Annotated in this window: 22 protein-coding genes and 1 pseudogene; 13 read left to right on the top strand and 10 right to left on the bottom strand. The window is 52.4% G+C overall.

Annotated features, from left to right (window positions below; genetic code table 11):
- The first annotated feature begins 223 nt into the window (after window positions 1-223).
- Window positions 224-837: pseudogene (gene tdk, locus DG357_RS13120) on the top strand (thymidine kinase).
- A 65-nt stretch (window positions 838-902) separates the two neighbouring features.
- Here tdk and adhE read toward each other — a convergent pair.
- Window positions 903-3,581 (bottom strand): bifunctional acetaldehyde-CoA/alcohol dehydrogenase, encoded by a 2,679-nt coding sequence (gene adhE / locus DG357_RS13115; protein WP_028013432.1) that lies wholly within the window; start codon window positions 3,579-3,581, stop codon window positions 903-905.
- Window positions 3,582-4,059: 478 nt separating this feature from the next.
- Between adhE and DG357_RS13110 the strand changes: the two genes are divergently transcribed.
- The 7 genes from DG357_RS13110 to DG357_RS13070 all read left to right on the top strand — a co-directional run bounded on the left by DG357_RS13110 (window position 4,060) and on the right by DG357_RS13070 (window position 11,948).
- On the top strand, window positions 4,060-4,707 hold the full coding sequence (locus DG357_RS13110; protein WP_047368710.1) for a YchE family NAAT transporter: 648 nt from the start codon (window positions 4,060-4,062) through the stop codon (window positions 4,705-4,707).
- A gap of 771 nt (window positions 4,708-5,478) precedes the next feature.
- On the top strand, window positions 5,479-7,110 hold the full coding sequence (gene oppA, locus DG357_RS13095; protein ID WP_028013430.1) for an oligopeptide ABC transporter substrate-binding protein OppA: 1,632 nt from the start codon (window positions 5,479-5,481) through the stop codon (window positions 7,108-7,110).
- An 83-nt stretch (window positions 7,111-7,193) separates the two neighbouring features.
- On the top strand, window positions 7,194-8,114 hold the full coding sequence (gene oppB / locus DG357_RS13090) for an oligopeptide ABC transporter permease OppB (protein ID WP_028013429.1): 921 nt from the start codon (window positions 7,194-7,196) through the stop codon (window positions 8,112-8,114).
- A gap of 14 nt (window positions 8,115-8,128) precedes the next feature.
- On the top strand, window positions 8,129-9,037 hold the full coding sequence (gene oppC / locus DG357_RS13085) for an oligopeptide ABC transporter permease OppC (RefSeq protein ID WP_028013428.1): 909 nt from the start codon (window positions 8,129-8,131) through the stop codon (window positions 9,035-9,037).
- Window positions 9,038-9,048: 11 nt separating this feature from the next.
- Window positions 9,049-10,062, top strand: coding sequence for an ABC transporter ATP-binding protein (oppD, locus tag DG357_RS13080; protein WP_028013427.1), 1,014 nt, complete (start codon window positions 9,049-9,051; stop codon window positions 10,060-10,062).
- Complete coding sequence (gene oppF / locus DG357_RS13075) at window positions 10,059-11,063, top strand: murein tripeptide/oligopeptide ABC transporter ATP-binding protein OppF (RefSeq protein ID WP_088205592.1); 1,005 nt, start codon at window positions 10,059-10,061, stop codon at window positions 11,061-11,063. The genes oppD and oppF overlap by 4 nt, the downstream gene beginning before the upstream one ends.
- A gap of 48 nt (window positions 11,064-11,111) precedes the next feature.
- Window positions 11,112-11,948, top strand: a complete 837-nt coding sequence (locus tag DG357_RS13070; RefSeq protein ID WP_028013425.1) for an ion transporter — start codon at window positions 11,112-11,114, stop codon at window positions 11,946-11,948.
- 31 nt (window positions 11,949-11,979) lie between these two features.
- Here the strand turns inward: DG357_RS13070 and DG357_RS13065 are convergent, their stop codons facing one another.
- Both DG357_RS13065 and cls read right to left on the bottom strand, forming a co-directional pair.
- The gene (locus DG357_RS13065; RefSeq protein WP_006810881.1) at window positions 11,980-12,309 is read right to left on the bottom strand and encodes an HI1450 family dsDNA-mimic protein; all 330 of its coding nucleotides are present in this window, start codon (window positions 12,307-12,309) and stop codon (window positions 11,980-11,982) included.
- Window positions 12,310-12,342: 33 nt separating this feature from the next.
- Entirely contained in the window at window positions 12,343-13,803 is a 1,461-nt protein-coding gene (gene cls / locus DG357_RS13060; protein WP_028013424.1) for a cardiolipin synthase, read from the bottom strand.
- A 144-nt stretch (window positions 13,804-13,947) separates the two neighbouring features.
- Here cls and DG357_RS22970 point away from each other — a divergent pair, with 144 nt between their 5' ends.
- Window positions 13,948-14,121: a YciY family protein gene (locus tag DG357_RS22970; RefSeq protein WP_086379783.1), complete on the top strand. Its 174-nt coding sequence runs from the start codon at window positions 13,948-13,950 to the stop codon at window positions 14,119-14,121.
- A gap of 106 nt (window positions 14,122-14,227) precedes the next feature.
- Window positions 14,228-14,863 (top strand): leucine efflux protein LeuE, encoded by a 636-nt coding sequence (leuE, locus tag DG357_RS13055; RefSeq protein WP_028013423.1) that lies wholly within the window; start codon window positions 14,228-14,230, stop codon window positions 14,861-14,863.
- 34 nt (window positions 14,864-14,897) lie between these two features.
- On the opposite strand, the gene DG357_RS13050 is transcribed toward leuE, so the two are convergent.
- On the bottom strand, window positions 14,898-15,194 hold the full coding sequence (locus tag DG357_RS13050; protein ID WP_045260670.1) for a YciI family protein: 297 nt from the start codon (window positions 15,192-15,194) through the stop codon (window positions 14,898-14,900).
- A 222-nt stretch (window positions 15,195-15,416) separates the two neighbouring features.
- On the opposite strand from DG357_RS13050, the gene tonB reads away from it, so the two are divergent.
- Complete coding sequence (gene tonB / locus DG357_RS13045; protein ID WP_049138284.1) at window positions 15,417-16,139, top strand: TonB system transport protein TonB; 723 nt, start codon at window positions 15,417-15,419, stop codon at window positions 16,137-16,139.
- Between the two features lie 38 nt (window positions 16,140-16,177).
- Here tonB and yciA read toward each other — a convergent pair whose 3' ends face one another.
- From yciA to DG357_RS13025, 4 genes are all read right to left on the bottom strand, one after another.
- Window positions 16,178-16,573 carry an acyl-CoA thioester hydrolase YciA gene (gene yciA, locus DG357_RS13040; RefSeq protein WP_041909616.1) on the bottom strand — a complete coding sequence of 132 codons (396 nt, stop codon included), beginning with the start codon at window positions 16,571-16,573 and terminating at the stop codon, window positions 16,178-16,180.
- Between the two features lie 104 nt (window positions 16,574-16,677).
- Window positions 16,678-17,217, bottom strand: a complete 540-nt coding sequence (locus DG357_RS13035) for a septation protein A (protein WP_028013419.1) — start codon at window positions 17,215-17,217, stop codon at window positions 16,678-16,680.
- A 56-nt stretch (window positions 17,218-17,273) separates the two neighbouring features.
- Window positions 17,274-18,017: a YciC family protein gene (locus tag DG357_RS13030; protein WP_088205591.1), complete on the bottom strand. Its 744-nt coding sequence runs from the start codon at window positions 18,015-18,017 to the stop codon at window positions 17,274-17,276.
- Window positions 18,018-18,042: 25 nt separating this feature from the next.
- Window positions 18,043-18,447 carry a YkgJ family cysteine cluster protein gene (locus DG357_RS13025; RefSeq protein ID WP_052682991.1) on the bottom strand — a complete coding sequence of 135 codons (405 nt, stop codon included), beginning with the start codon at window positions 18,445-18,447 and terminating at the stop codon, window positions 18,043-18,045.
- Between the two features lie 281 nt (window positions 18,448-18,728).
- Between DG357_RS13025 and ompW the strand changes: the two genes are divergently transcribed.
- Both ompW and DG357_RS22965 read left to right on the top strand, forming a co-directional pair.
- Window positions 18,729-19,361 carry an outer membrane protein OmpW gene (gene ompW, locus DG357_RS13020; RefSeq protein ID WP_045260668.1) on the top strand — a complete coding sequence of 211 codons (633 nt, stop codon included), beginning with the start codon at window positions 18,729-18,731 and terminating at the stop codon, window positions 19,359-19,361.
- Window positions 19,362-19,505: 144 nt separating this feature from the next.
- Window positions 19,506-19,715, top strand: coding sequence for a hypothetical protein (locus tag DG357_RS22965; protein ID WP_028013416.1), 210 nt, complete (start codon window positions 19,506-19,508; stop codon window positions 19,713-19,715).
- A 156-nt stretch (window positions 19,716-19,871) separates the two neighbouring features.
- Here DG357_RS22965 and yedF read toward each other — a convergent pair whose 3' ends face one another.
- Complete coding sequence (yedF, locus tag DG357_RS13010) at window positions 19,872-20,105, bottom strand: sulfurtransferase-like selenium metabolism protein YedF (protein ID WP_088205590.1); 234 nt, start codon at window positions 20,103-20,105, stop codon at window positions 19,872-19,874.
- Window positions 20,102-21,313 carry a selenium metabolism membrane protein YedE/FdhT gene (gene yedE, locus DG357_RS13005; protein WP_088205589.1) on the bottom strand — a complete coding sequence of 404 codons (1,212 nt, stop codon included), beginning with the start codon at window positions 21,311-21,313 and terminating at the stop codon, window positions 20,102-20,104. The genes yedF and yedE overlap by 4 nt, the downstream gene beginning before the upstream one ends.
- Window positions 21,314-21,416: the final 103 nt, after the last annotated feature.

The raw sequence follows: 21,416 nt of genomic DNA, 5'->3' as shown, positions 1-21,416 counted from the left end.
CAGATTCCACTATAAAAAGAAGTGTTATGTTTGGCTAATCATATAACCTATTCACCAGCATGACCGCCATTACTCTCTGTTTTAGCGGATTATTTTTGCGAAAAGAGGGCGTTTTACACCTTTCAGCACGGCATCGTTTGTGCGGCGTGTCGCTGATGACCAGACAAAATATGGTACAATGAATCATCGGGAATATTACACATTGATTAGGGTTTTACGGCCAATGGCACAACTTTATTTCTACTATTCGGCAATGAATGCCGGGAAATCCACCGCACTGCTGCAATCCTCATACAATTACCAGGAACGAGGAATGCGTACCGTTGTTTATACCGCTGAAATCGACGATCGCTTCGGTGCAGGGAAGGTGAGTTCCAGAATAGGCCTCTCTTCGCCAGCCAGGCTGTTTAACCCGCAAACTGACCTGCTGGAGGATATCCGCGCTGCGCATGCGTCAGAGCCCATTCACTGCGTGCTGGTTGATGAGAGCCAGTTCCTGACGCGTGAACAGGTGCACGCGCTCTCTGAAGTGGTTGATGAGCTCGATATCCCCGTTCTGTGCTACGGGCTGCGTACGGACTTCCGCGGGGAGCTGTTTGCCGGAAGCCAGTTTTGCTTGCCTGGTCAGATAAGCTGGTTGAACTAAAAACTATCTGTTTCTGTGGACGCAAGGCCAGCATGGTGCTTCGTCTCGACCAGGCTGGAAAACCTTATGCGGACGGTGAGCAGGTGGTGATTGGTGGCAATGAACGCTATGTGTCGGTCTGTCGTAAGCATTATAAGGAAGCGTTGTCCGTAGGCTCGCTGACGGCGATCCAGCACGACAACAGAAAATAATATCCGCCGTTATTCAGACATAAAAAAACCCGCCATACAGGCGGGTTTTATCCTCAGGCTGTCAGTTAAGCGCTTTTCTTCGCTTTCTTGTCAGCTTTAATGACCGGAGCTTCTGTTTTCACAGCAGCAACGTCACCTTCTTTGAACTCACGACCGTAGTAGGTATCCAGCAGAATCTGTTTCAGCTCGGAGATCAGTGGGTAGCGCGGGTTAGCACCAGTACACTGGTCATCGAAGGCATCTTCAGACAGCTTGTCTACGTGAGCGAGGAAGTCAGCTTCCTGAACGCCTGCTTCACGGATAGATTTAGGAATACCCAGTTCAGCTTTCAGGCTTTCCAGCCATGCCAGCAGTTTCTCAATCTTCGCAGCAGTACGGTCGCCCGGTGCGCTCAGACCAAGGTGGTCAGCGATTTCAGCATAACGACGGCGCGCTTGCGGACGGTCATACTGGCTGAACGCAGTCTGCTTGGTTGGGTTGTCGTTGGCGTTATAGCGGATAACGTTGCTGATCAACAGGGCGTTCGCCAGACCGTGAGGAATGTGGAACTGTGAACCCAGCTTGTGCGCCATAGAGTGGCAAACACCCAGGAAGGCGTTCGCAAACGCGATACCGGCGATGGTTGCTGCACTGTGGACACGTTCACGTGCTACAGGGTTTTTAGAACCTTCGTTGTAGGACGCTGGCAGGTTTTCTTTCAGCAGTTTCAGAGCCTGCAGAGCCTGACCGTCAGAGAACTCAGACGCCAGTACAGAAACGTAGGCTTCCAGCGCGTGAGTCACGGCATCCAGACCACCGAACGCACACAGAGACTTCGGCATTTCCATTACCAGGTTGGCATCAACGATAGCCATATCTGGCGTCAGCGCGTAGTCAGCCAGCGGGTATTTCTGACCTGTTGCGTCATCTGTTACTACCGCGAATGGCGTCACTTCTGAGCCGGTACCGGAAGTGGTGGTGACGGCGATCATTTTCGCTTTCACGCCCATTTTCGGGAACTTGTAGATACGTTTACGGATGTCCATAAAGCGCAGCGCCAGCTCTTCGAAATGGGTTTCCGGATGTTCGTACATAACCCACATGATTTTCGCGGCGTCCATTGGGGAACCACCACCCAGTGCGATAATTACATCTGGTTTGAAGGAGTTCGCCAGTTCAGCACCTTTGCGTACAACGCTCAGGGTTGGGTCAGCTTCAACTTCGAAGAACACTTCAGTTTCGACGCCAGCCGCTTTCAGCACAGAGGTGATCTGGTCAGCGTAGCCGTTGTTGAACAGGAAACGGTCAGTCACGATGAGCGCACGTTTGTGGCCATCAGTAATCACTTCATCCAGCGCGATTGGCAGAGAGCCACGGCGGAAGTAGATAGATTTCGGAAGTTTGTGCCACAACATGTTTTCAGCTCGCTTAGCAACGGTTTTCTTGTTGATCAGGTGTTTTGGACCAACGTTTTCAGAGATGGAGTTACCACCCCAGGAACCACAACCCAGAGTCAGGGAAGGTGCGAGTTTGAAGTTATACAGGTCACCGATACCACCCTGAGAAGCAGGGGTGTTAATCAGGATACGGGCAGTTTTCATCATCTGACCGAAGTGGGCAACACGCTCTGGCTGGTTATCCTGGTCGGTGTACAGACATGAGGTATGACCGATACCGCCCATAGCAACCAGCTTCTCGGCTTTTTCTACCGCGTCTTCGAAATCTTTCGCACGGTACATAGCAAGCGTAGGAGACAGTTTTTCGTGAGCAAACGGCTCGCTTTCGTCGACAACTTTAACTTCACCGATCAGGATCTTGGTGGTCGCCGGAACGGTAAAGCCCGCGAGTTCAGCGATTTTATAGGCTGGCTGACCTACGATGGCAGCGTTCAGCGCGCCATTTTTGAGGATGATGTCCTGAACCGCTTTCAGCTCTTTGCCCTGCAGCAGGTAGCCGCCGTGGCTGGCGAAACGCTCGCGTACTGCGTCGTACACGGAATCAACAACAACTACAGACTGTTCAGATGCGCAGATAACGCCGTTATCGAAGGTTTTAGACATCAGCACAGACGCAACAGCACGTTTGATGTCAGCGGTTTCATCGATAACAACGGGGGTGTTACCTGCGCCTACACCGATTGCTGGTTTACCGGAGCTGTATGCTGCTTTAACCATACCAGGACCACCGGTCGCCAGAATCAGGTTAATGTCCGGATGATGCATCAGCGCGTTAGACAGTTCAACAGAAGGTTGGTCGATCCAGCCAATCAGATCTTTTGGTGCGCCCGCAGCAATTGCTGCCTGCAGAACGATGTCGGCTGCTTTATTTGTTGCGTCTTTCGCACGTGGATGTGGAGAGAAGATGATTGCGTTACGGGTCTTCAGGCTGATCAGCGATTTGAAGATAGCCGTTGAAGTAGGGTTAGTCGTTGGAACAATACCGCAAATGATGCCGATAGGCTCGGCGATGGTGATCGTCCCGAAGGTGTCGTCTTCAGACAGAACGCCACAGGTTTTCTCATCTTTATAGGCGTTGTAGATATACTCAGAAGCAAAGTGGTTTTTGATCACTTTATCTTCAACGATACCCATGCCAGATTCGGCAACGGCCATTTTAGCGAGAGGGATTCGAGCATCTGCAGCAGCCAGAGCGGCCGCGCGGAAGATTTTATCAACCTGTTCTTGGGTGAAATTGGCATATTCACGCTGGGCTTTTTTAACGCGCTCGACGAGGGCGTTCAGTTCAGCGATATTAGTAACAGCCATAATGCTCTCCTGATAATGTTTAAACTCTTTTAGTAAACCAGCGCTCGATACGTCAGACAGTATAGACAGTGCCAATACGACTTGCGTTACATAAAGTAAAACAAAGGGTTACTTTATGCTCCAGTACACTAATTTACTAAAAGAGCCTTACCTTAGCATCATCCCTTTTTGTCAGGTGACCTCCCTGGGGGCGTAATCAAGATTACTCACTTCTGAGTACGGAAATCATGATCTGCGTCAATTTTCCACCAAGCTGATACCTTTCAGCAGGGTTATTTAATGGATATATTTCCACTGTTAATTAATTAAGTAACTATTGGAAGTGACGCTATCATTGTCTCAACATATGTTTAACATTCTGAAATGCTAACGTTTTGGCACAGATTTCTGGTGAAGTATGCTAATAAAAAGCGTATCTTCAGCGCGATTTTTCCTAACAATGTAACTGTCCCGGGCATGCGCAAAAGCGGAGCAAAACGTGATCCAAACGCTCTTTGATTTTCCAACGTATTTCAAATTTTTTATTGGTCTGTTTGCCCTGGTCAACCCGGTGGGGATCATTCCTGTCTTCATTAGTATGACCAGTTACCAGACGGCGGCGGCCCGGAACAAAACCAATCTTACCGCTAACCTGTCTGTGGCGATCATTTTGCTCACCTCGCTTTTCCTGGGTGATGCCATTCTCCAGCTCTTTGGCATCTCGATTGACTCCTTCCGCATTGCGGGCGGGATCCTGGTGGTGACCATTGCCATGTCCATGATCAGCGGTAAGCTGGGTGAGGATAAGCAGAACAAGCAGGAAAAGTCAGAAACCGCCATCCGCGAAAGTATCGGCGTGGTTCCGCTGGCATTGCCCCTCATGGCCGGGCCGGGTGCCATCAGTTCAACCATTGTCTGGGGCACGCGTTACCATAGCCTCATGCATTTGATTGGTTTTTCTGTCGCGATTGCCGTTTTCGCACTCTGTTGCTGGGGCGTATTCCGCATGGCGCCGTGGCTGGTGCGCCTGCTGGGGCAGACGGGCATCAACGTTATTACGCGTATTATGGGGCTGCTGTTAATGGCACTCGGGATCGAATTCATTGTCACGGGGATTAAAAGCATTTTCCCCGGCTTGTTACATTGATATTTCATATGAAAGAACGGCGCTTCGGCGCCGTTTTTTTTGTATCAATATCAGCAAATCATATAAATAAAGTTGAAAAGCTTACCTGTCATAATAAATTCTACTAATAATGTTCATCTCATATATTTCATAGAGTTATGAATTCATCTCAAGCCTGCCTGCACAGAAAATCTTCGAACGCACTGTTATTTTACTCACACGATAGTCTTGGGCTTGCTGCGGGATAACCGAAATGATATTAGTAATTTCAACATTTCGTTAGATGAATGTGCTAAATAATAATCAATTGTTAAATTTTCGTACAAAACTACGCGATGAGAATACAGCGACGCGCCTGAAGGGAAAATCTTCCATATTGGTTTGAATTTTAAGTATTTTTTAGGGTTTTCAACGTATGGAAGGGCTGGGCAGGACGATACGGCCTGGGCCGTAAAAGAGAATTGCTTAACAAATTTGCAAAATGTATTGGCGCGTGTTTACGCCATTTGATACTTTCCGGCCTACTATTTTGCAGCCTAAAACAAGTAGATGAGAATTATTTTCATATAATCCTCTTCTCAGATATCCAGCACAGGCCTCAAACAGGGGAGGTCTGGCAAGAATCGACGCAAGACGGCCATACGAGCGGTCAGTAATAAAAAAGTCGGTGATAGCAAGCAGTAAAAAAAGAACCTGACAGCAGCAAAAAAAACTCCTGCGCTGTACAGGCCCCAACAGGGGATTAGACAGCTGGCGAAAGCCAGTAATTATAATGAGTGGAGTACCAACACAATGTCCATCATCACAAAAAAAAATCTGGTAGCGGCGGGGATTTTAACTGCGCTAATCGCGGGCAACGCTGCAATGGCTGCGGACGTTCCTGCAGGTGTTCAACTGGCGGAAAAACAGACGCTGGTGCGTAACAACGGTGCGGAAGTGCAGTCTCTCGATCCGCATAAAATTGAAGGCGTTCCTGAGTCAAACGTTAACCGCGACCTGTTCGAAGGTCTGCTGGTGACTGACGTAGACGGCCACCCGGCACCGGGTGTGGCAGAAAAGTGGGAAAATAAAGATTTCAAAGTCTGGACCTTCCATCTGCGTAAAGATGCCAAATGGTCCGACGGTACACCGGTTACCGCCGAAGATTTCGTGTATAGCTGGCAGCGCCTGGCGAATCCAAATACCGCCTCTCCGTATGCGAGCTATCTGCAGTATGGCCACATCGCCAATATCGATGACATCATCGCCGGTAAAAAGCCGGTCACCGACCTGGGCGTGAAGGCGATCGATGCTAATACCTTTGAAGTGACGTTGAGCGAACCTGTTCCGTACTTCTATAAGCTGCTGGTTCACCCGTCCGTCTCGCCGGTACCAAAATCCGCCGTGGAAAAATTTGGTGAAAAATGGACGCAGCCTGCCAATATCGTGACCAACGGCGCCTATAAGCTGAAAGACTGGGTGGTCAACGAACGTATGGTGCTGGAGCGTAACCCGCAGTACTGGGATAATGCGAAGACCGTGATTAATCAGGTCACCTACCTGCCAATCTCTTCCGAAGTGACCGACGTTAACCGCTACCGCAGCGGTGAAATCGACATGACCTATAACAACATGCCGATTGAACTGTTCCAGAAGCTGAAGAAAGAGATCCCGAAAGAAGTTCACGTAGATCCATATCTGTGCACCTATTATTACGAAATCAACAACCAGAAAGCACCGTTCACCGACGTGCGCGTTCGTACCGCGCTGAAGCTGGCACTGGATCGCGATATCATCGTGAACAAAGTGAAAAACCAGGGCGATCTGCCGGCGTACAGCTACACGCCTCCGTATACCGATGGGATGAAACTGGTTGAGCCTGAGTGGTTCAAATGGTCGCAGGAAAAACGTAACGAAGAAGCGAAAAAACTGCTGGCTGAAGCAGGATACACCGCAGACAAGCCGCTGACGTTCAACCTGCTGTATAACACATCAGATCTGCATAAAAAACTGGCGATTGCCGTCGCGTCTATCTGGAAGAAAAACCTGGGCGTGAACGTTAAGCTGGAAAACCAGGAGTGGAAAACCTTCCTCGATACGCGTCATCAGGGGACCTTCGACGTGGCGCGTGCGGGCTGGTGTGCGGACTATAACGAACCGACATCATTCCTGAACACTATGCTCAGCGACAGTTCGAACAACACGGCGCACTATAAGAGCCCGGCGTTTGACAAGATCATCGCTGAAACCCTGAAAGTGTCTGACGATGCGCAGCGCGCAGAGCTGTACGCGAAATCAGAAGAACAGCTCGATAAAGACTCTGCAATTGTACCGGTTTACTACTACGTTAACGCCCGTCTGGTGAAACCGTGGGTAGGGGGTTATACCGGTAAAGACCCGTTGGATAATATTTCCGTTAAGAATCTTTATATTATCAAGCATTAATGGCAATACGTGGGGCGAGCCTGGCTTGCCCCACTGTGTCTACTTTGTAACATTCATCAGGCACACGCCAGAAGGTACGGGCAATGTTGAAATTTATCCTGCGTCGCTGTTTAGAAGCGATACCAACGTTATTTATTCTAATTACGATTTCCTTCTTTATGATGCGTCTCGCGCCGGGAAGTCCATTTACCGGTGAACGTACGTTGCCGCCAGAAGTTATGGCCAACATCGAGGCGAAGTATCACTTAAACGATCCCATCACCACCCAATACTTCAACTATCTGAAGCAGCTGGCGCACGGTGATTTTGGACCGTCATTTAAATATAAAGACTATTCCGTTAACGATCTGGTGGCCTCCAGCTTCCCGGTCTCGGCAAAACTGGGTGCTGCAGCATTCATTCTGGCCGTCGTTCTCGGGGTCACCGCAGGCGTTATCGCCGCGCTCAGACAAAATACCAAATGGGATTATGCCGTAATGGGGGTGGCAATGACCGGGGTAGTCATACCCAGCTTCGTTGTCGCGCCATTGCTGGTGATGATATTTGCCATCACGCTGAAATGGCTGCCCGGGGGCGGCTGGAACGGCGGGGCATTGAAGTTCATGATTTTGCCGATGGTGGCATTATCGCTGGCGTACATCGCCAGTATCGCGCGTATTACCCGTGGTTCAATGATCGAAGTGCTGCACTCAAACTTCATCCGCACCGCGCGCGCAAAAGGGCTGCCGATGCGCCGGATCATCTTCCGCCACGCGCTCAAGCCGGCGCTGCTGCCTGTGCTCTCCTATATGGGACCGGCATTCGTCGGCATCATTACGGGTTCAATGGTTATCGAAACAATTTACGGCCTGCCGGGTATTGGTCAACTGTTCGTAAACGGGGCGCTTAACCGTGACTACTCGCTCGTTCTGAGCCTCACGATCCTCGTGGGCGCACTGACAATTCTCTTTAACGCCGTTGTCGATGTGCTTTATGCCGTTATCGACCCGAAAATTCGTTACTAACGCTGGAGCACGCCATGATGTTGAGTAAGAAAAACAGCGAGGCGCTGGAAAACTTCAGTGAAAAACTGGAAGTAGAAGGTCGTAGCCTCTGGCAGGACGCGCGCCGTCGCTTTATGCATAACCGTGCGGCGGTCGCCAGCCTGGTTGTGCTGGTGATCATCGCGCTGTTTGTCACCCTGGCGCCGATGCTGTCGCAATTTACCTATTTCGATACGGACTGGGGCATGATGTCCAGCGCGCCTGATATGGAGTCCGGCCACTATTTCGGTACCGATTCATCCGGCCGTGATTTGCTGGTACGCGTGGCGATTGGTGGCCGTATTTCCCTGATGGTCGGTATCGCCGCCGCGCTGGTGGCGGTGATCGTGGGGACGCTTTACGGCGCGCTTTCCGGCTACCTTGGCGGCAAAGTAGACTCGGTGATGATGCGTCTCCTGGAAATCCTGAACTCCTTCCCGTTTATGTTCTTCGTGATTTTGCTGGTGACCTTCTTCGGCCAGAACATCCTGTTGATCTTCGTGGCCATCGGGATGGTTTCCTGGCTGGATATGGCGCGTATCGTGCGCGGCCAGACGCTGAGCCTCAAACGCAAAGAGTTTATCGAAGCGGCGCAGGTAGGGGGGGTATCAACCAGTAATATCGTGGTTCGCCATATCGTGCCTAACGTGCTGGGCGTGGTGGTGGTCTATGCCTCACTGCTGGTGCCAAGCATGATTCTGTTTGAATCCTTCCTCAGCTTCCTGGGGCTGGGCACGCAGGAGCCACTGAGCAGCTGGGGCGCGCTGCTGAGCGACGGCGCAAACTCGATGGAAGTTTCACCGTGGCTGCTGCTTTATCCGGCGGGTTTCCTGGTCGTTACCCTGTTTTGTTTTAACTTTATCGGCGATGGCCTGCGTGATGCCCTCGACCCGAAAGACCGTTAAGGAGCGCCGTCATGACAATTATTGAAACGGCCACCGCGCCACAGGCGCAGCAGCAGAGCAATCTTCTGCTGGATGTTAAAGACCTCCGCGTGACCTTTAAAACCCCGGACGGCGATGTTACTGCGGTCAACGATCTCAACTTTAACCTGAGCAAAGGGGAAACGCTGGGGATCGTGGGTGAATCCGGCTCCGGAAAATCCCAGACGGCATTTGCGTTAATGGGCCTGCTGGCCGCTAACGGCGTGATTGGCGGTTCGGCGAAATTCAACGGTCGCGAAATTCTTAACCTACCGGAGCTCGAGCTGAACAAGCTTCGCGCCGAACAGATCTCAATGATTTTCCAGGATCCGATGACCTCCCTGAACCCGTATATGCGCGTCGGTGAGCAGCTGATGGAAGTCCTGATGCTGCACAAAGGTCTGGGCAAAGCGGAAGCTTTTGAGGAATCCGTTAAAATGCTGGATGCGGTGAAAATGCCGGAAGCGCGCAAGCGCATGCGCATGTTCCCGCATGAGTTCTCTGGCGGTATGCGTCAGCGCGTGATGATTGCCATGGCGCTGCTGTGCCGGCCAAAACTGCTGATTGCCGATGAACCGACTACCGCGCTGGACGTCACCGTGCAGGCGCAAATCATGACCCTGCTGAACGAGCTTAAACGTGAGTTCAACACGGCGATTATCATGATCACCCACGATCTGGGCGTGGTTGCCGGTATCTGTGACAAAGTGCTGGTGATGTACGCCGGGCGCACCATGGAATACGGCAAAGCGCGCGACGTGTTCTATCAGCCAGCCCATCCGTACTCGATTGGCCTGCTGAACGCGGTACCGCGTCTTGATGCGGAAGGAGAATCCCTGCTCACCATTCCGGGCAACCCGCCAAACCTGCTGCGACTGCCGAAAGGCTGTCCGTTCCAGCCGCGCTGCCCGCACGCGATGGAAATCTGTAACAGCGCGCCGCCGCTGGAAGAATTTGCCCCAGGCCGTCTGCGCGCCTGCTTTAAGCCGCAGGAGGAGCTGGTATGAACGCATTAGATGAAAAACGCAACGTGCTGCTCGAAATCGCCGACCTTAAGGTGCATTTCGACATCAAAGATGGCAAGCAGTGGTTCTGGCAGCCGCCGAAGACCCTGAAAGCGGTAGATGGCGTCACCTTGCGTCTGTATGAGGGGGAAACCCTGGGCGTGGTGGGCGAATCCGGCTGCGGTAAATCCACCTTTGCGCGTGCGATTATCGGTCTGGTGAAAGCCACCGGCGGCAAAGTGGCCTGGCTGGGTAAAGATCTGCTGGGCATGAAGCCTGACGAGTGGCGCGACGTGCGCAGCGATATCCAGATGATTTTCCAGGATCCGCTGGCGTCATTAAACCCGCGTATGACCATCGGTGAGATTATCGCCGAACCGCTGCGCACCTATCATCCAAAGATGCCGCGTCAGGAAGTCCGCGACCGCGTGAAGGCGATGATGCTCAAAGTCGGGCTGTTGCCTAACCTCATTAACCGTTACCCGCATGAATTTTCAGGCGGCCAGTGTCAGCGTATTGGCATTGCGCGTGCGCTTATCCTTGAGCCGAAACTGATTATTTGTGATGAACCGGTCTCCGCGCTGGACGTGTCGATTCAGGCGCAGGTGGTTAACCTGCTTCAGAAATTGCAGCGCGAAATGGGGCTGTCGTTGATCTTCATTGCGCACGACCTGGCGGTGGTAAAACACATCTCCGACCGCGTGCTGGTGATGTACCTGGGCCATGCCGTGGAACTGGGAACCTATGACGAGGTGTACCATAACCCGCTGCACCCTTATACCAAAGCGCTGATGTCGGCTGTGCCGATCCCCGATCCGGATCTGGAAAAGAATAAAACGATTCAGCTTCTGGAAGGGGAATTGCCATCGCCGATCAATCCGCCGTCGGGCTGCGTGTTCCGCACGCGATGCCCGATGGCCGGGCCGGAATGCGCGAAAACGCGACCGGTGCTGGAGGGCAGTTTCCGACATGCGGTTTCCTGCCTGAAAGTAGACCCGCTATAATCGCAAGGGCTGACATGATGTCAGCCCTTATTTTTTTGCGAGGTTACCGTGTCGCGTTTATTCACTTCAGCCCGTCGGCGGCTCTATCATCTTTTATTCGATCCTGAAACGGTATCGGGACGCCGTTTTGAAGGTCTGTGTGCGCTGTTTGCGCTACTGAGCGTAGTGGTCATTTTTATTGAATCGGGGGTGGGTACGCAATATCACCTGACATTTGAGGAATGGCATGCGTTTGTCTGGCTGGAACTTATTATTACCCTGGTCTTTACCGCTGAGTATATTCTGCGTGTTGTTTGCTGGCCCAACCCGGCAAAGTACGTCTTTAGCTTCTGGGGCTTTATTGATTTAGCGACGATCCTGCCGCTCTATGTGATGTGGCTGTGGCCGGAGATCAGCCTCAACTATGTTTTCGCCTGGCGAGCGATGCGCGTTATTCGGGTCTTGCGTATCCTGAAGTTACTGCGCTTTATGCCGTCGCTGCGCGTATTCTGGAGCGCGATCGTCAGCGCACGCCATCAGCTTATTCTGTTCTATTCGTTTATTGCCATCGTCATGATTGTTTTTGGCGCGCTGATGTATTTGATTGAAGGGCCGAAATATGGCTTCACGACGCTCAATGCGTCCGTCTACTGGGCGATAGTGACCGTTACGACCGTGGGCTATGGTGATATCACGCCCCATACGCCGCTGGGGCGGATTGTGGCATCCGTGCTGATTCTGATTGGGTATTCGGTAATTGCCATTCCGACGGGGCTTATTACCACGCACATGAGCAGCGCGTTTCAGAACCATAAACAGCGGCGCAAATGTCCGAACTGCCATCAGGTCGATCATGAACACAGCGCGCGGTTTTGCAACCGCTGCGGAAGCGCGTTACCGGATTAAATAAAAAAGGCTGCTATCGCAGCCTTTTTTATTATTCGCGCCAGAGTATGTGGCACAGCTTGTGGTCTTTCTCACGACACAGCAGGACGCGCGCAAAAATGTCGTTAATTTCACCGCCGTCTTCATCAGCCAGCCCAATAACCACTTCGGCAAAGAAGTCAGGGTTCAGGTCGAAATCTACATGTTCGGCCCAGTCCTCTGAAGGGTCGAACAATTCGGCACCGCCGCGCTCTTCGAACTGCAGATTAAAGAGGATCACGTCTGCGGGATCGAGGTTATCAACCGCCAGTTCGAGAAAAATGTCATAGGCCTGCTCGAGCGTTTCGTCTTCGGTCAGGCGATTGTTCAGATCCATTTCCATGATGACTACCTGTTTAACATCGTTGGGCACGTTTTACAGCAACGGACTAAAGAAGTAAAACAGTCGTTCAGCTATTCGCTGCCATAACGGACGTTTTACCCACAGCCTGGCATCCAGCAGCCGCGAGCGGGAGATATAGTCATCCTGAACCGCCGCCAGGTCACCGCCAAAGCCGGCGTCATCAATCACCAGGGTGATTTCAAAGTTTAGCCACAGGCTGCGCATATCAAGGTTAACCGTGCCCACCAGGCTTAATTCGCCGTCGACCAGCACGCTCTTGGTGTGCAGGAGCCCGCCTTCAAACTGGTAAATTTTCACCCCGGCGGCAAGCAATTCGCTAAAGAAGGCACGGCTGGCCCAGCCCACCAGAAGGGAGTCATTTTTGCGTGGCAGAATGATACTGACATCGACGCCGCGCTGCGCTGCGGTACAAATCGCGTGCAGCAGATCATCGCTGGGGACAAAGTAGGGCGTCGTCATGATCAGATATTCACGCGCGGAGTAGGTTGCCGTCAGCAGCGCCTGGTGAATCAAGTCCTCCGGGAAGCCCGGTCCGGAGGCGATAGTATGAATTGTATGACCGCTGGCCTCTTCAAACGGCATAATATTGCCATCCGGCGGTGGCGGCAGGATACGCTTGCCGGTCTCTATCTCCCAGTCGCAGGAGTAAACGATCCCCATCGAGGTGGCAATCGGCCCCTCCATTCGCGCCATCAGATCCACCCATTGCCCGACGCCGGAGTCCTGTTTAAAGAAGCGCGGGTCAACCATGTTCATACTGCCGGTGTAGGCAATATAGTTATCGATCATGACCATTTTACGGTGCTGGCGAAGGTCCATCCGGCGCAGAAACACGCGCAGGAGATTCACCTTCAGCGCCTCAACCACCTCGATACCGGCGTTACGCATCATGCCCGCCCAGGGGCTACGGAAAAATGCCACGCTGCCCGCGGAGTCCAGCATCAGACGGCAGTGGATCCCCCTGCGTGCGGCCGCCATCAGGGATTCAGCGACCTGGTCAGCCATGCCGCCGGGCTGCCAGATATAAAACACCATCTCAATATTATGGCGAGCCAGCTGAATATCGCGGATTAACGCCTGCATCACATCATCGGACGACGTCAGAAGCTGGAGCTGATTGCCCTTAACGCCGCCAATCCCCTGGCGGCGCTCGCAGAGCTTAAACAGCGAGGAGGCGACGCTACTGTTCTCCTCGGCAAAGATATGCTTGCAGGCTTTGAGATCGTTAAGCCACTTCGCGGTGGAAGGCCACATTGCGCGCGCCCGCTCGGCACGGCGTTTACCAAGGTGAAGCTCACCGAAAGAGAGATAGGCAATAATTCCCACCAGTGGGAGGATATAAATGATCAGAAGCCAGGCCATGGCAGAGGGTACGGCTCTGCGCTTCATCAGGATGCGTAACGTCACACCCGCGATTAACAGCCAGTATCCCAGAATGACCAGCCAACTCACCACGGTGTAGAAGGTTGTCATAGATAAAAAAATCCTTTTGAAAGCGTATTGTTATGAGTGTACGCATCAGGATTCATCTGGCAAATAAAAACGCCAGGTAAAAGCGCTGGTTTGCTGCCGGGTTGGGTTTATAATGGCGGCTCTGTTTGAGAAAGAGTTGTAGACATGAAGCGCAGTAGAACAGAAGTAGGGCGCTGGCGTATGTTGCGACAGGTGAGTCGTCGCAAGGCTCGTTGGCTGGAAGCACAATCCCGCCGCAATATGCGTATCCACGCCATCAGAAAATGTGGATTGACCCGGCACCGCAATGCGTTGCTGTTCGCAGTCCAGGATATCTGAAACCCATGAGGGCACCGCAAGGTGCCCGCTGATTATATTGTGTCTTATTTTGCGAATATCGTTATTGCGGCGATATTCCGGTTATTTTTAGCAAAAGGAGGGAGAGGTGTTTGCGGAGTTTGGTGTACTGAATTTCTGGACGTATGTTGTTGGCGCATTTTTTATCGTGCTGGTTCCCGGGCCAAACACCCTGTTTGTGCTGAAAACGGGGATCGGTCACGGTGTGAAAAAAGGGTATCTTGCCGCGACCGGCGTGTTTATCGGTGATGCGGTATTGATGTTCCTGGCCTGGGCGGGTGTTGCGGCATTGATCCAGACGACCCCCGTGCTCTTTAATATCGTGCGCTATCTCGGGGCTTTCTATCTGCTGTGGTTGGGCGGAAAAATGCTCTGGTCGGTGATCACACGTCAGAATAATGCTCAAGAGAGCGGAACCGAGCCTGCCAGCACGATCATGAAACGCTCCCTCGTCCTGAGCCTGACCAATCCAAAAGCGATTCTGTTCTACGTTTCGTTCTTTGTGCAGTTTATCGACGTGAATGCGCAAAATACCGGGACCTCTTTCCTGATCCTCGCTACCACGCTTGAGCTGATTAGCTTTATGTACATGAGCTTCCTGATCTTCTCTGGGGCGTTTGTTACGCGTTATCTGAAAACCAAAAAGAAACTGGCAAAGCTGGGGAACGGGCTGATAGGGCTGCTGTTTGTCGGGTTTGCGGCGCGGTTAGCGTCACTGCATTAATGTGAAGAAAGGCTCCTGCGGGAGCCTTTTTACCTCAGAACACTTTCTTATATGGTCGCACCGTCACTTTTGCATACACACCCGCCGCAACGTATGGGTCTGCGTCAGCCCAGGCCTGCGCCGCTTCAAGAGACTCAAACTCAGCAATAACCGTGGAGCCAGAAAAACCGGCGGCTCCCGGGTCATTGCTGTCAACAGCAGGCATTGGACCCGCGGTCAGCAAACGGCCTTCGTCCTGGAGCAGCTGCAGGCGAGCCAGATGGGCAGGGCGAACAGAGAGACGTTTTTCGAGGGAATCAGCGACATCTTCAGAGTAAATCACGTAAAGCACGGTGAAGCTCCTTAAGCGTTATAAAGTGTCAGTTACGTTATGTGAAAGGGCAATTGACTGCAATGTAAAGATAAAAACAACGTTAATACCCCGATCTGGATGTCCTTTTTTTGACCACTCCTGTGCTTTAATTGCGCCAGAACAAAGTGTCTTATTGAATATGATTGCTATTTGCATTTAAAATCAGGGTCCGGTTTTTTAACGTTGATGATTATGACTTCGATGACCCTTGATTTACCTCGCCGCTTTCCCTGGCCGACGCTGTTGTCCGTCGTGATTCACGGTGCCGTCGTGGCGGGTTTGCTCTACACCTCGGTTCATCAGGTTATTGAAATGCCCGCACCCGCCCAGCCGATCTCGGTAACCATGGTCTCGCCAGCGGATCTCGAACCGCCGCAGGTTGCGCCACCACCGCCACAGCCGGTTGCTGAGCCTGAACCGGAACCCGAGCCTGTACCGGAGCCACCGAAGGAGGCACCGGTGGTGATCCACAAACCTGAACCGAAGCCAAAACCTAAGCCGAAACCGAAGCCGGTGAAGAAGGTCGAGGAGCGTCCGAAACGTGAAGAACGCCCGGTTGAACCGCGCGCGACCCAGCCGGTCGAGAATACAGCGCCTTCGCGTCCGGTCATGAATAACAGCGCACCGGCGGCGAAGCCGACGGTTGCCGCACCAGCGGGCCCACGTGCGTTGAGCCGTAATCAGCCTCAATATCCGGCGCGAGCTCAGGCCTTGCGTATTGAAGGTCGCGTACGGGTGAAATTTGACGTCACTGCGGATGGCCGCGTGGATAACGTGGAAATCCTGTCTGCGCAACCTTCTAATATGTTTGAGCGCGAAGTGAAGTCGGCGATGCGCAGATGGCGCTACGAACCCGGTAAACCGGGAAGCGGACTGATCGTGAACATTGTATTCCGCCTGAATGGCGGGGCGCAGATGGAATAATAAAAGCCTCCGAAAGGAGGCTTTTTTTTGCCTGCCATTCAGGCTGGCGGAAGCTGACGAGGTTTACCGTCGCTATCGACAGCGACATAAATAAACAGCGCTTCAGTTGCTTTATAGCGCTGTCCAATCGGTTCAGAAGAGACTTTCTTCACCCAGACTTCAATGTTGATGGAGATGGATGTATTGCCGCGCTTTACGCAGCGGGCGTAACAGCAAACCACATCACCTACCGCAACCGGACGCAGGAAGGTCATTCCATCCACCCGCACGGTCACCACGCGTCCGTGAGCAATCTCTTTTGCCAGAATTGCGCCGCCCATATCCATCTGCGACATCAGCCAGCCGCCAAAAATATCGCCATTGGCATTGGTGTCAGCGGGCATTGCCAGTGTGCGTAAAACCAGTTCGCCCTGAGGGGCGTTATTTGTTGTCATTGTTTTAACTCATAACGGAAGACTTCAGGCGGGATGCTACTATGATTTCACAGCGGAGAGAATAGACCAGAACGCCTGTCGAACACGTTCTGGTCAGTCAGCAATCAGTGCTTGTCGTCCTGCGGCATGTGGCGATAGATATAAATGCCGCTTAGCAGGGTGAATATCAGCGTCAGGGCCGTCAGGCCGAAGACCTTAAAGTTGACCCAGATATTCTGTGGCAGCCAGAAAGCGATATAGATATTGGCAAGACCGCAAAGGATAAAGAACACGGCCCAGGCGATATTCAGGCGCGACCAGACCTCCTGAGGCAGCGTCAGCTCTTTGCCAAGCATGCGCTGGATCAGCGGCTTTTTCATCACCCACTGGCTGATGAGCAGCGCACCCGCAAATAGCGCGTAGATCACCGTCACTTTCCACTTGATAAATTCATCATTGTGGAAGAAGAGGGTTAGCCCACCGAATACGGCGACCAGGACGAACGTTACCAGCGCCATTTTCTCAACTTTACGGTAGCGCACCCAGCTGTAGATCAGCACAACCGCTGTCGCAATAATCAGCGCTGTGGTGGCAGCATAAATGTCATACAGTTTGTAAAACGCGAAAAAGACCACCAGCGGTAAAAAATCAAGAAACTGCTTCATTCTGTGATTCCATCTTCTTTGTTGAGCCGGGCCCTGTCATGCACCCGGCATCAGGGTTACTGACGAATTAACATATACAGGCGGAACAGATAGACAAGCAGCACCGCTGAAATCAGGTTGCTCAGTGTATTCGCGACCACCGCGCCGACGTTCGGGGTTAATACCGCAAAATTCGGAGCAAACAGGAGCAGGAGCGTTTTTGCCAGCAGCCAGCCCATCACGGCAGGAGCAACCAGACGCATGTTCGCCCATGCCAGCCTGATGCTGCTGCGCATCGCGGTAAAAATTCCCATTTTATCCTGAACGACCATTACTGGGGCAAAAGCGAGCACAATAGCCAGTAACACGCCCGGCACCACAACCAGCATAATTCCCATCTGCACCAGCATGGTGGTTAAAAAGATCAGGATAAACAGCTTAGGTAAGACCGGCGCGCTGGCGCCAATCGCCCGCAAGGCGCTGACCCGGTGGCCCGCCGACACCAGTTGGATCATCAGCAAAACGCCGCCCGCCAGAATGGCGTTACCAATCAGGCCAGAAAACGTGGATGCGGCAGACGCCCGGAGCAGAATTTGTTGCTGCTCTGGCGTCATGTTTTGCACCAGTTCAAATAGCCCCACGCTTCCTGCAAGATGGTCGCCCTGGCTCAGGCTGGCAATCTGTTCTTCACTCGGTGAGAACGCATGACCCAGCACCACAGTGATAAAGGCGCAAAGCAACGCGATCAGTAAAAAGGTAATGAACTGATTGCGGAAAAAATTTCCCGTGTCACGGTAGACAGACTTCGCCGTGATAGACATGCACTCTCCTTGCGTATTGCAGGTGTTAATTAGCCGGCAATTGTACACCGGATGAACCTGCTGTGGCAGCATCAAGGCTTGTATGGAAAAGCATATCTTTGTAAAGCGGCGGTAATCCAAAGCGCGCGCGGGCGCGATTACAGGCTTCGTTGACCTGCCCATCTTCCCCCGACATGGCAAATTCCCGGCACGGGCTGGGGCGATCCTCATAGATCGCGCACCGGGTCGAAACCCCGGGCTCACCTTGTAAGGCCGCGCAGCGGGCCTGCTTTTGATTGGTGCCGCTCATGCAGCGCAGAAAGGGGGTTAACGGCTCAGTAAGATGAACCGGAACGGTACCGCCGCCATCGCTGGCTTCAGCCCAGTAGAAAGAGACTCGAAAATACGCACAACAGGCTCCGCACGTCATGCACGGGTTAACTTCACTCATGGCACACCTGTAAAAAAGAACGCATCAAATCAACTTGTGAGAGCGATAAATTATCCAGCCGACAGAGGAAGAGCAAGAGGGGGAAAAGAGAAAATTTTGTAACTGTGAAATGCCAAAAATTGACATAGAAACAACTTATTGCTTTTCAAAGCGCCACAAAAAATTAACCCAGATCAATGAATGTTAACTTACTGGTTTTAATGTGATCTGTGGCAGATCACTTATTACTCTTTTGTGAGTATATTCTCATCCGCGATTAAAACCACAACGATGGAGCGGATATGAAAAAATTAGCGGTGGCAGCCCTTGTATTAAGCAGTCTCTCTGGCGGCGCGTATGCGCATGAAGCAGGCGAATTCTTTATTCGTGCCGGTTCGGCTACGGTTCGCCCAACTGAAGGATCGGATAACGTGCTGGGGATGGGCGGTTTTAACGTCAGTAACAACACCCAGTTAGGTTTAACATTCACCTGGATGGCGACGGATAACGTTGGGGTTGAGCTTTTGGCGGCAACCCCGTTCCGTCACCGTGTCGGTCTTGGTGCGACCGGTGATATCGCCACGGTTCACCATTTACCGCCAACGCTGATGGCGCAATGGTACTTTGGCGATGCCAGCAGCAAGGTGCGTCCATATATTGGCGCGGGTGTGAACTACACCACCTTCTTCGATGAGAAATTCAACGATACCGGTAAAGAAGCAGGACTCTCCGATCTCAGCCTGAAAGACTCGTGGGGTATGGCTGGGCAGGTTGGTCTGGACTATCTGATTAACCGCGACTGGCTGATCAACGCCTCGGTCTGGTATATGGATATTGATACGGACGTACGCTTCAAGGCGGGCGGCGAGCAGCAAAGCATCAATACGCGTCTGGATCCGTGGGTGTTCATGTTCTCTGCGGGTTATCGTTTCTGATCCCCGTCAAACTGGCCACAGGGTGGCCAGTTTGCTTTGCTCGCTTCAAAACGACGGATAAACCGGCCGCTCGTCAAGCTTTACGCAGTGCCTCAGGATCTTTTCCCCATCATATAAATAGCTGAAAGCGTCGCTGGACAGGGAATGGAAGAGAATATCACCGTTGGCAAACGGGATAATTTCGGTATCACCCACACGTTTATGACCCGCGCCGGTTTCAAAATGACCGCGCCATCGTTCCTGAGTATGGTCATAGACGTGCAGAATAACGTCGACAAGTCCTCTTTCCGGGCAATTAAGGCGCAGGAAGGTCGAAGAAAAATTCAGGGACAGCGCGTGGAAGGGAATCAATAAGGCGAAAACCAGTAAAGCTCGTAAATACATCAAACCGCGAAAACCTCCTTCAAAAGGGAAATGAGATTTTACTTAAGTCAAAAATCGCGTTTTTGCCGTGGATCAACATGGCTTATAATTCAATACGATAAAGGCCCCTTGCGAGGCCCTTAGCGATCATTTTTGAATCAGATAGCGAATGGTTGGCCCGTCCTGCTGGATATCCAGCACCGTATAACCGTGGTTTTTTGCATCCAGCGGAATGTTGTTGATGGATTGCGGACAATCGCTCACCACCTCCAGAATTTCACCTTTTTCCAGCTGCGGCAGTGCCTCAAGCGTGGCAACCGCCGGATACGGGCAGGGTTCACCGATCATATCCAGACGATAGTCGGGGACGATCTCTTTCATGCAGCGTTCTCCTGCGTTTCAGTTTTGACGACGGCACGGCGGAAGAAGCGTTTCTCCTGCGCGACAACCAGTAAAAAAGCGACCAGCAGCAGGGCATAAGTCACCAGCAGGCCGCCGAGAGGGCCGAAAGCGCTCAGCAGGTTAACCTTGTCCCAGTTTGTGGCAAGCACCGGGGACACGTCGTCCCAGAAGTATGCGAGGAGTGTGGATCCAAGGACATTCCCAATCCCGACCCACCAGTAGTGCACCTGTCCCTCAACCGCGCGGTACATCCAGCCGGTTTCACACCCGCCCGCCAGCACAATCCCGAAGCCAAACAGCAGACCGCCAATCACCGCGTTCGGGCCAGCCCACATGATCTTCGGTTCAACACCGAGCTGAACATAGCTGAAAATGCCGATAGCGCTCACCGCCATGCCGGCAATGATTGCCTTCGCCATCATCGTCCTTCCGGTGATCCACATATCGCGAAACGCAGAGGTAAAGCAGATCTGCGCGCGTTCGATCAGCAGGCCAAAGCCGACGCCGAACAACATCGCCAGGCCAAGCTTCGGCTGATTCATCGCCGTGCAAATGGCCCATGCGATCATAGCAAAAAAGACCAGCATACCCAGGCGGAAACGGCGCTTTGCCTGCTCCGGTTTTTGGGTTAGCGGGGACGCCGCGCTGACTTTTGTCATTTTCACCGGAATGCGGAACAGCGGCAGAAGGGTGAATTTTGCTCCGAAGTAAGAGCCAATCGCCGTGGCCACGGCAAAAAACCAGGCATGAAGGGAGAACTGCGGAATCCCCGTAAAGAACGCGGCCAGATTACAGCCCATCGCCAGGCGGGCGCCAAACCCGGCAATCATACCCCCGGCTACCGCCTGCATGATGCGAACGCGGCTTTTGGGCATGCGCAGCTTAACGTTGTTTGCCCACAGCGCCGCAGCGAAGCAGCCGCCGAACATGCCGACGATCATCATTCCGTCGATGCGGGTAAGCGGGGTGCCGTCCAGGTGAATGAGTTTGAAGTATCCCCACTCTTCGGTGTGTACGCCTGCGAGCTGCAGCAGTTGCCCACCCCAGCGGGTGAATTCACCGGTGACGGCCCAGAAGGTGCCGGTAATGCCGAAATAATAAGTAGAGAGAATGCCTGCCGCGATGACGGCCGGAACAGGTGACCAGAACTTAACCAGGTAAGTCTGTTTGAAGGATTGCCATGACATGAATAAGCCTCTGAACTCAGAAGGATTAGTGCTAAAAAGAGTCCAGATCATACGCTTACGCGAAAGTTTGAAAAGCTATTCACACCGAAAATATCGACGGGAT

This window comes from Enterobacter bugandensis, from assembly GCF_900324475.1.
Taxonomy (GTDB): Bacteria; Pseudomonadota; Gammaproteobacteria; order Enterobacterales; family Enterobacteriaceae; genus Enterobacter; species Enterobacter bugandensis.
This window is presented reverse-complemented; position numbering and strand designations above follow the sequence as displayed.

Excerpts from the sequence above, each read along its gene's own strand:
- adhE (WP_028013432.1), bottom strand. The coding sequence starts at position 3,581 with ATGGCTGTTACTAATATCGCTGAACTGAACGCCCTCGTCGAGCGCGTT.
- oppA (WP_028013430.1), top strand. The coding sequence starts at position 5,479 with ATGTCCATCATCACAAAAAAAAATCTGGTAGCGGCGGGGATTTTAACT.
- oppB (WP_028013429.1), top strand. The coding sequence starts at position 7,194 with ATGTTGAAATTTATCCTGCGTCGCTGTTTAGAAGCGATACCAACGTTA.
- oppC (WP_028013428.1), top strand. The coding sequence starts at position 8,129 with ATGATGTTGAGTAAGAAAAACAGCGAGGCGCTGGAAAACTTCAGTGAA.
- oppD (WP_028013427.1), top strand. The coding sequence starts at position 9,049 with ATGACAATTATTGAAACGGCCACCGCGCCACAGGCGCAGCAGCAGAGC.
- oppF (WP_088205592.1), top strand. The coding sequence starts at position 10,059 with ATGAACGCATTAGATGAAAAACGCAACGTGCTGCTCGAAATCGCCGAC.
- DG357_RS13065 (WP_006810881.1), bottom strand. The coding sequence starts at position 12,309 with ATGGAAATGGATCTGAACAATCGCCTGACCGAAGACGAAACGCTCGAG.
- cls (WP_028013424.1), bottom strand. The coding sequence starts at position 13,803 with ATGACAACCTTCTACACCGTGGTGAGTTGGCTGGTCATTCTGGGATAC.
- DG357_RS22970 (WP_086379783.1), top strand. The coding sequence starts at position 13,948 with ATGAAGCGCAGTAGAACAGAAGTAGGGCGCTGGCGTATGTTGCGACAG.
- tonB (WP_049138284.1), top strand. The coding sequence starts at position 15,417 with ATGACCCTTGATTTACCTCGCCGCTTTCCCTGGCCGACGCTGTTGTCC.
- yciA (WP_041909616.1), bottom strand. The coding sequence starts at position 16,573 with ATGACAACAAATAACGCCCCTCAGGGCGAACTGGTTTTACGCACACTG.
- DG357_RS13035 (WP_028013419.1), bottom strand. The coding sequence starts at position 17,217 with ATGAAGCAGTTTCTTGATTTTTTACCGCTGGTGGTCTTTTTCGCGTTT.
- DG357_RS13030 (WP_088205591.1), bottom strand. The coding sequence starts at position 18,017 with ATGTCTATCACGGCGAAGTCTGTCTACCGTGACACGGGAAATTTTTTC.
- DG357_RS13025 (WP_052682991.1), bottom strand. The coding sequence starts at position 18,447 with ATGAGTGAAGTTAACCCGTGCATGACGTGCGGAGCCTGTTGTGCGTAT.
- ompW (WP_045260668.1), top strand. The coding sequence starts at position 18,729 with ATGAAAAAATTAGCGGTGGCAGCCCTTGTATTAAGCAGTCTCTCTGGC.
- DG357_RS22965 (WP_028013416.1), top strand. The coding sequence starts at position 19,506 with ATGGAAGAGAATATCACCGTTGGCAAACGGGATAATTTCGGTATCACC.
- yedF (WP_088205590.1), bottom strand. The coding sequence starts at position 20,105 with ATGAAAGAGATCGTCCCCGACTATCGTCTGGATATGATCGGTGAACCC.
- yedE (WP_088205589.1), bottom strand. The coding sequence starts at position 21,313 with ATGTCATGGCAATCCTTCAAACAGACTTACCTGGTTAAGTTCTGGTCA.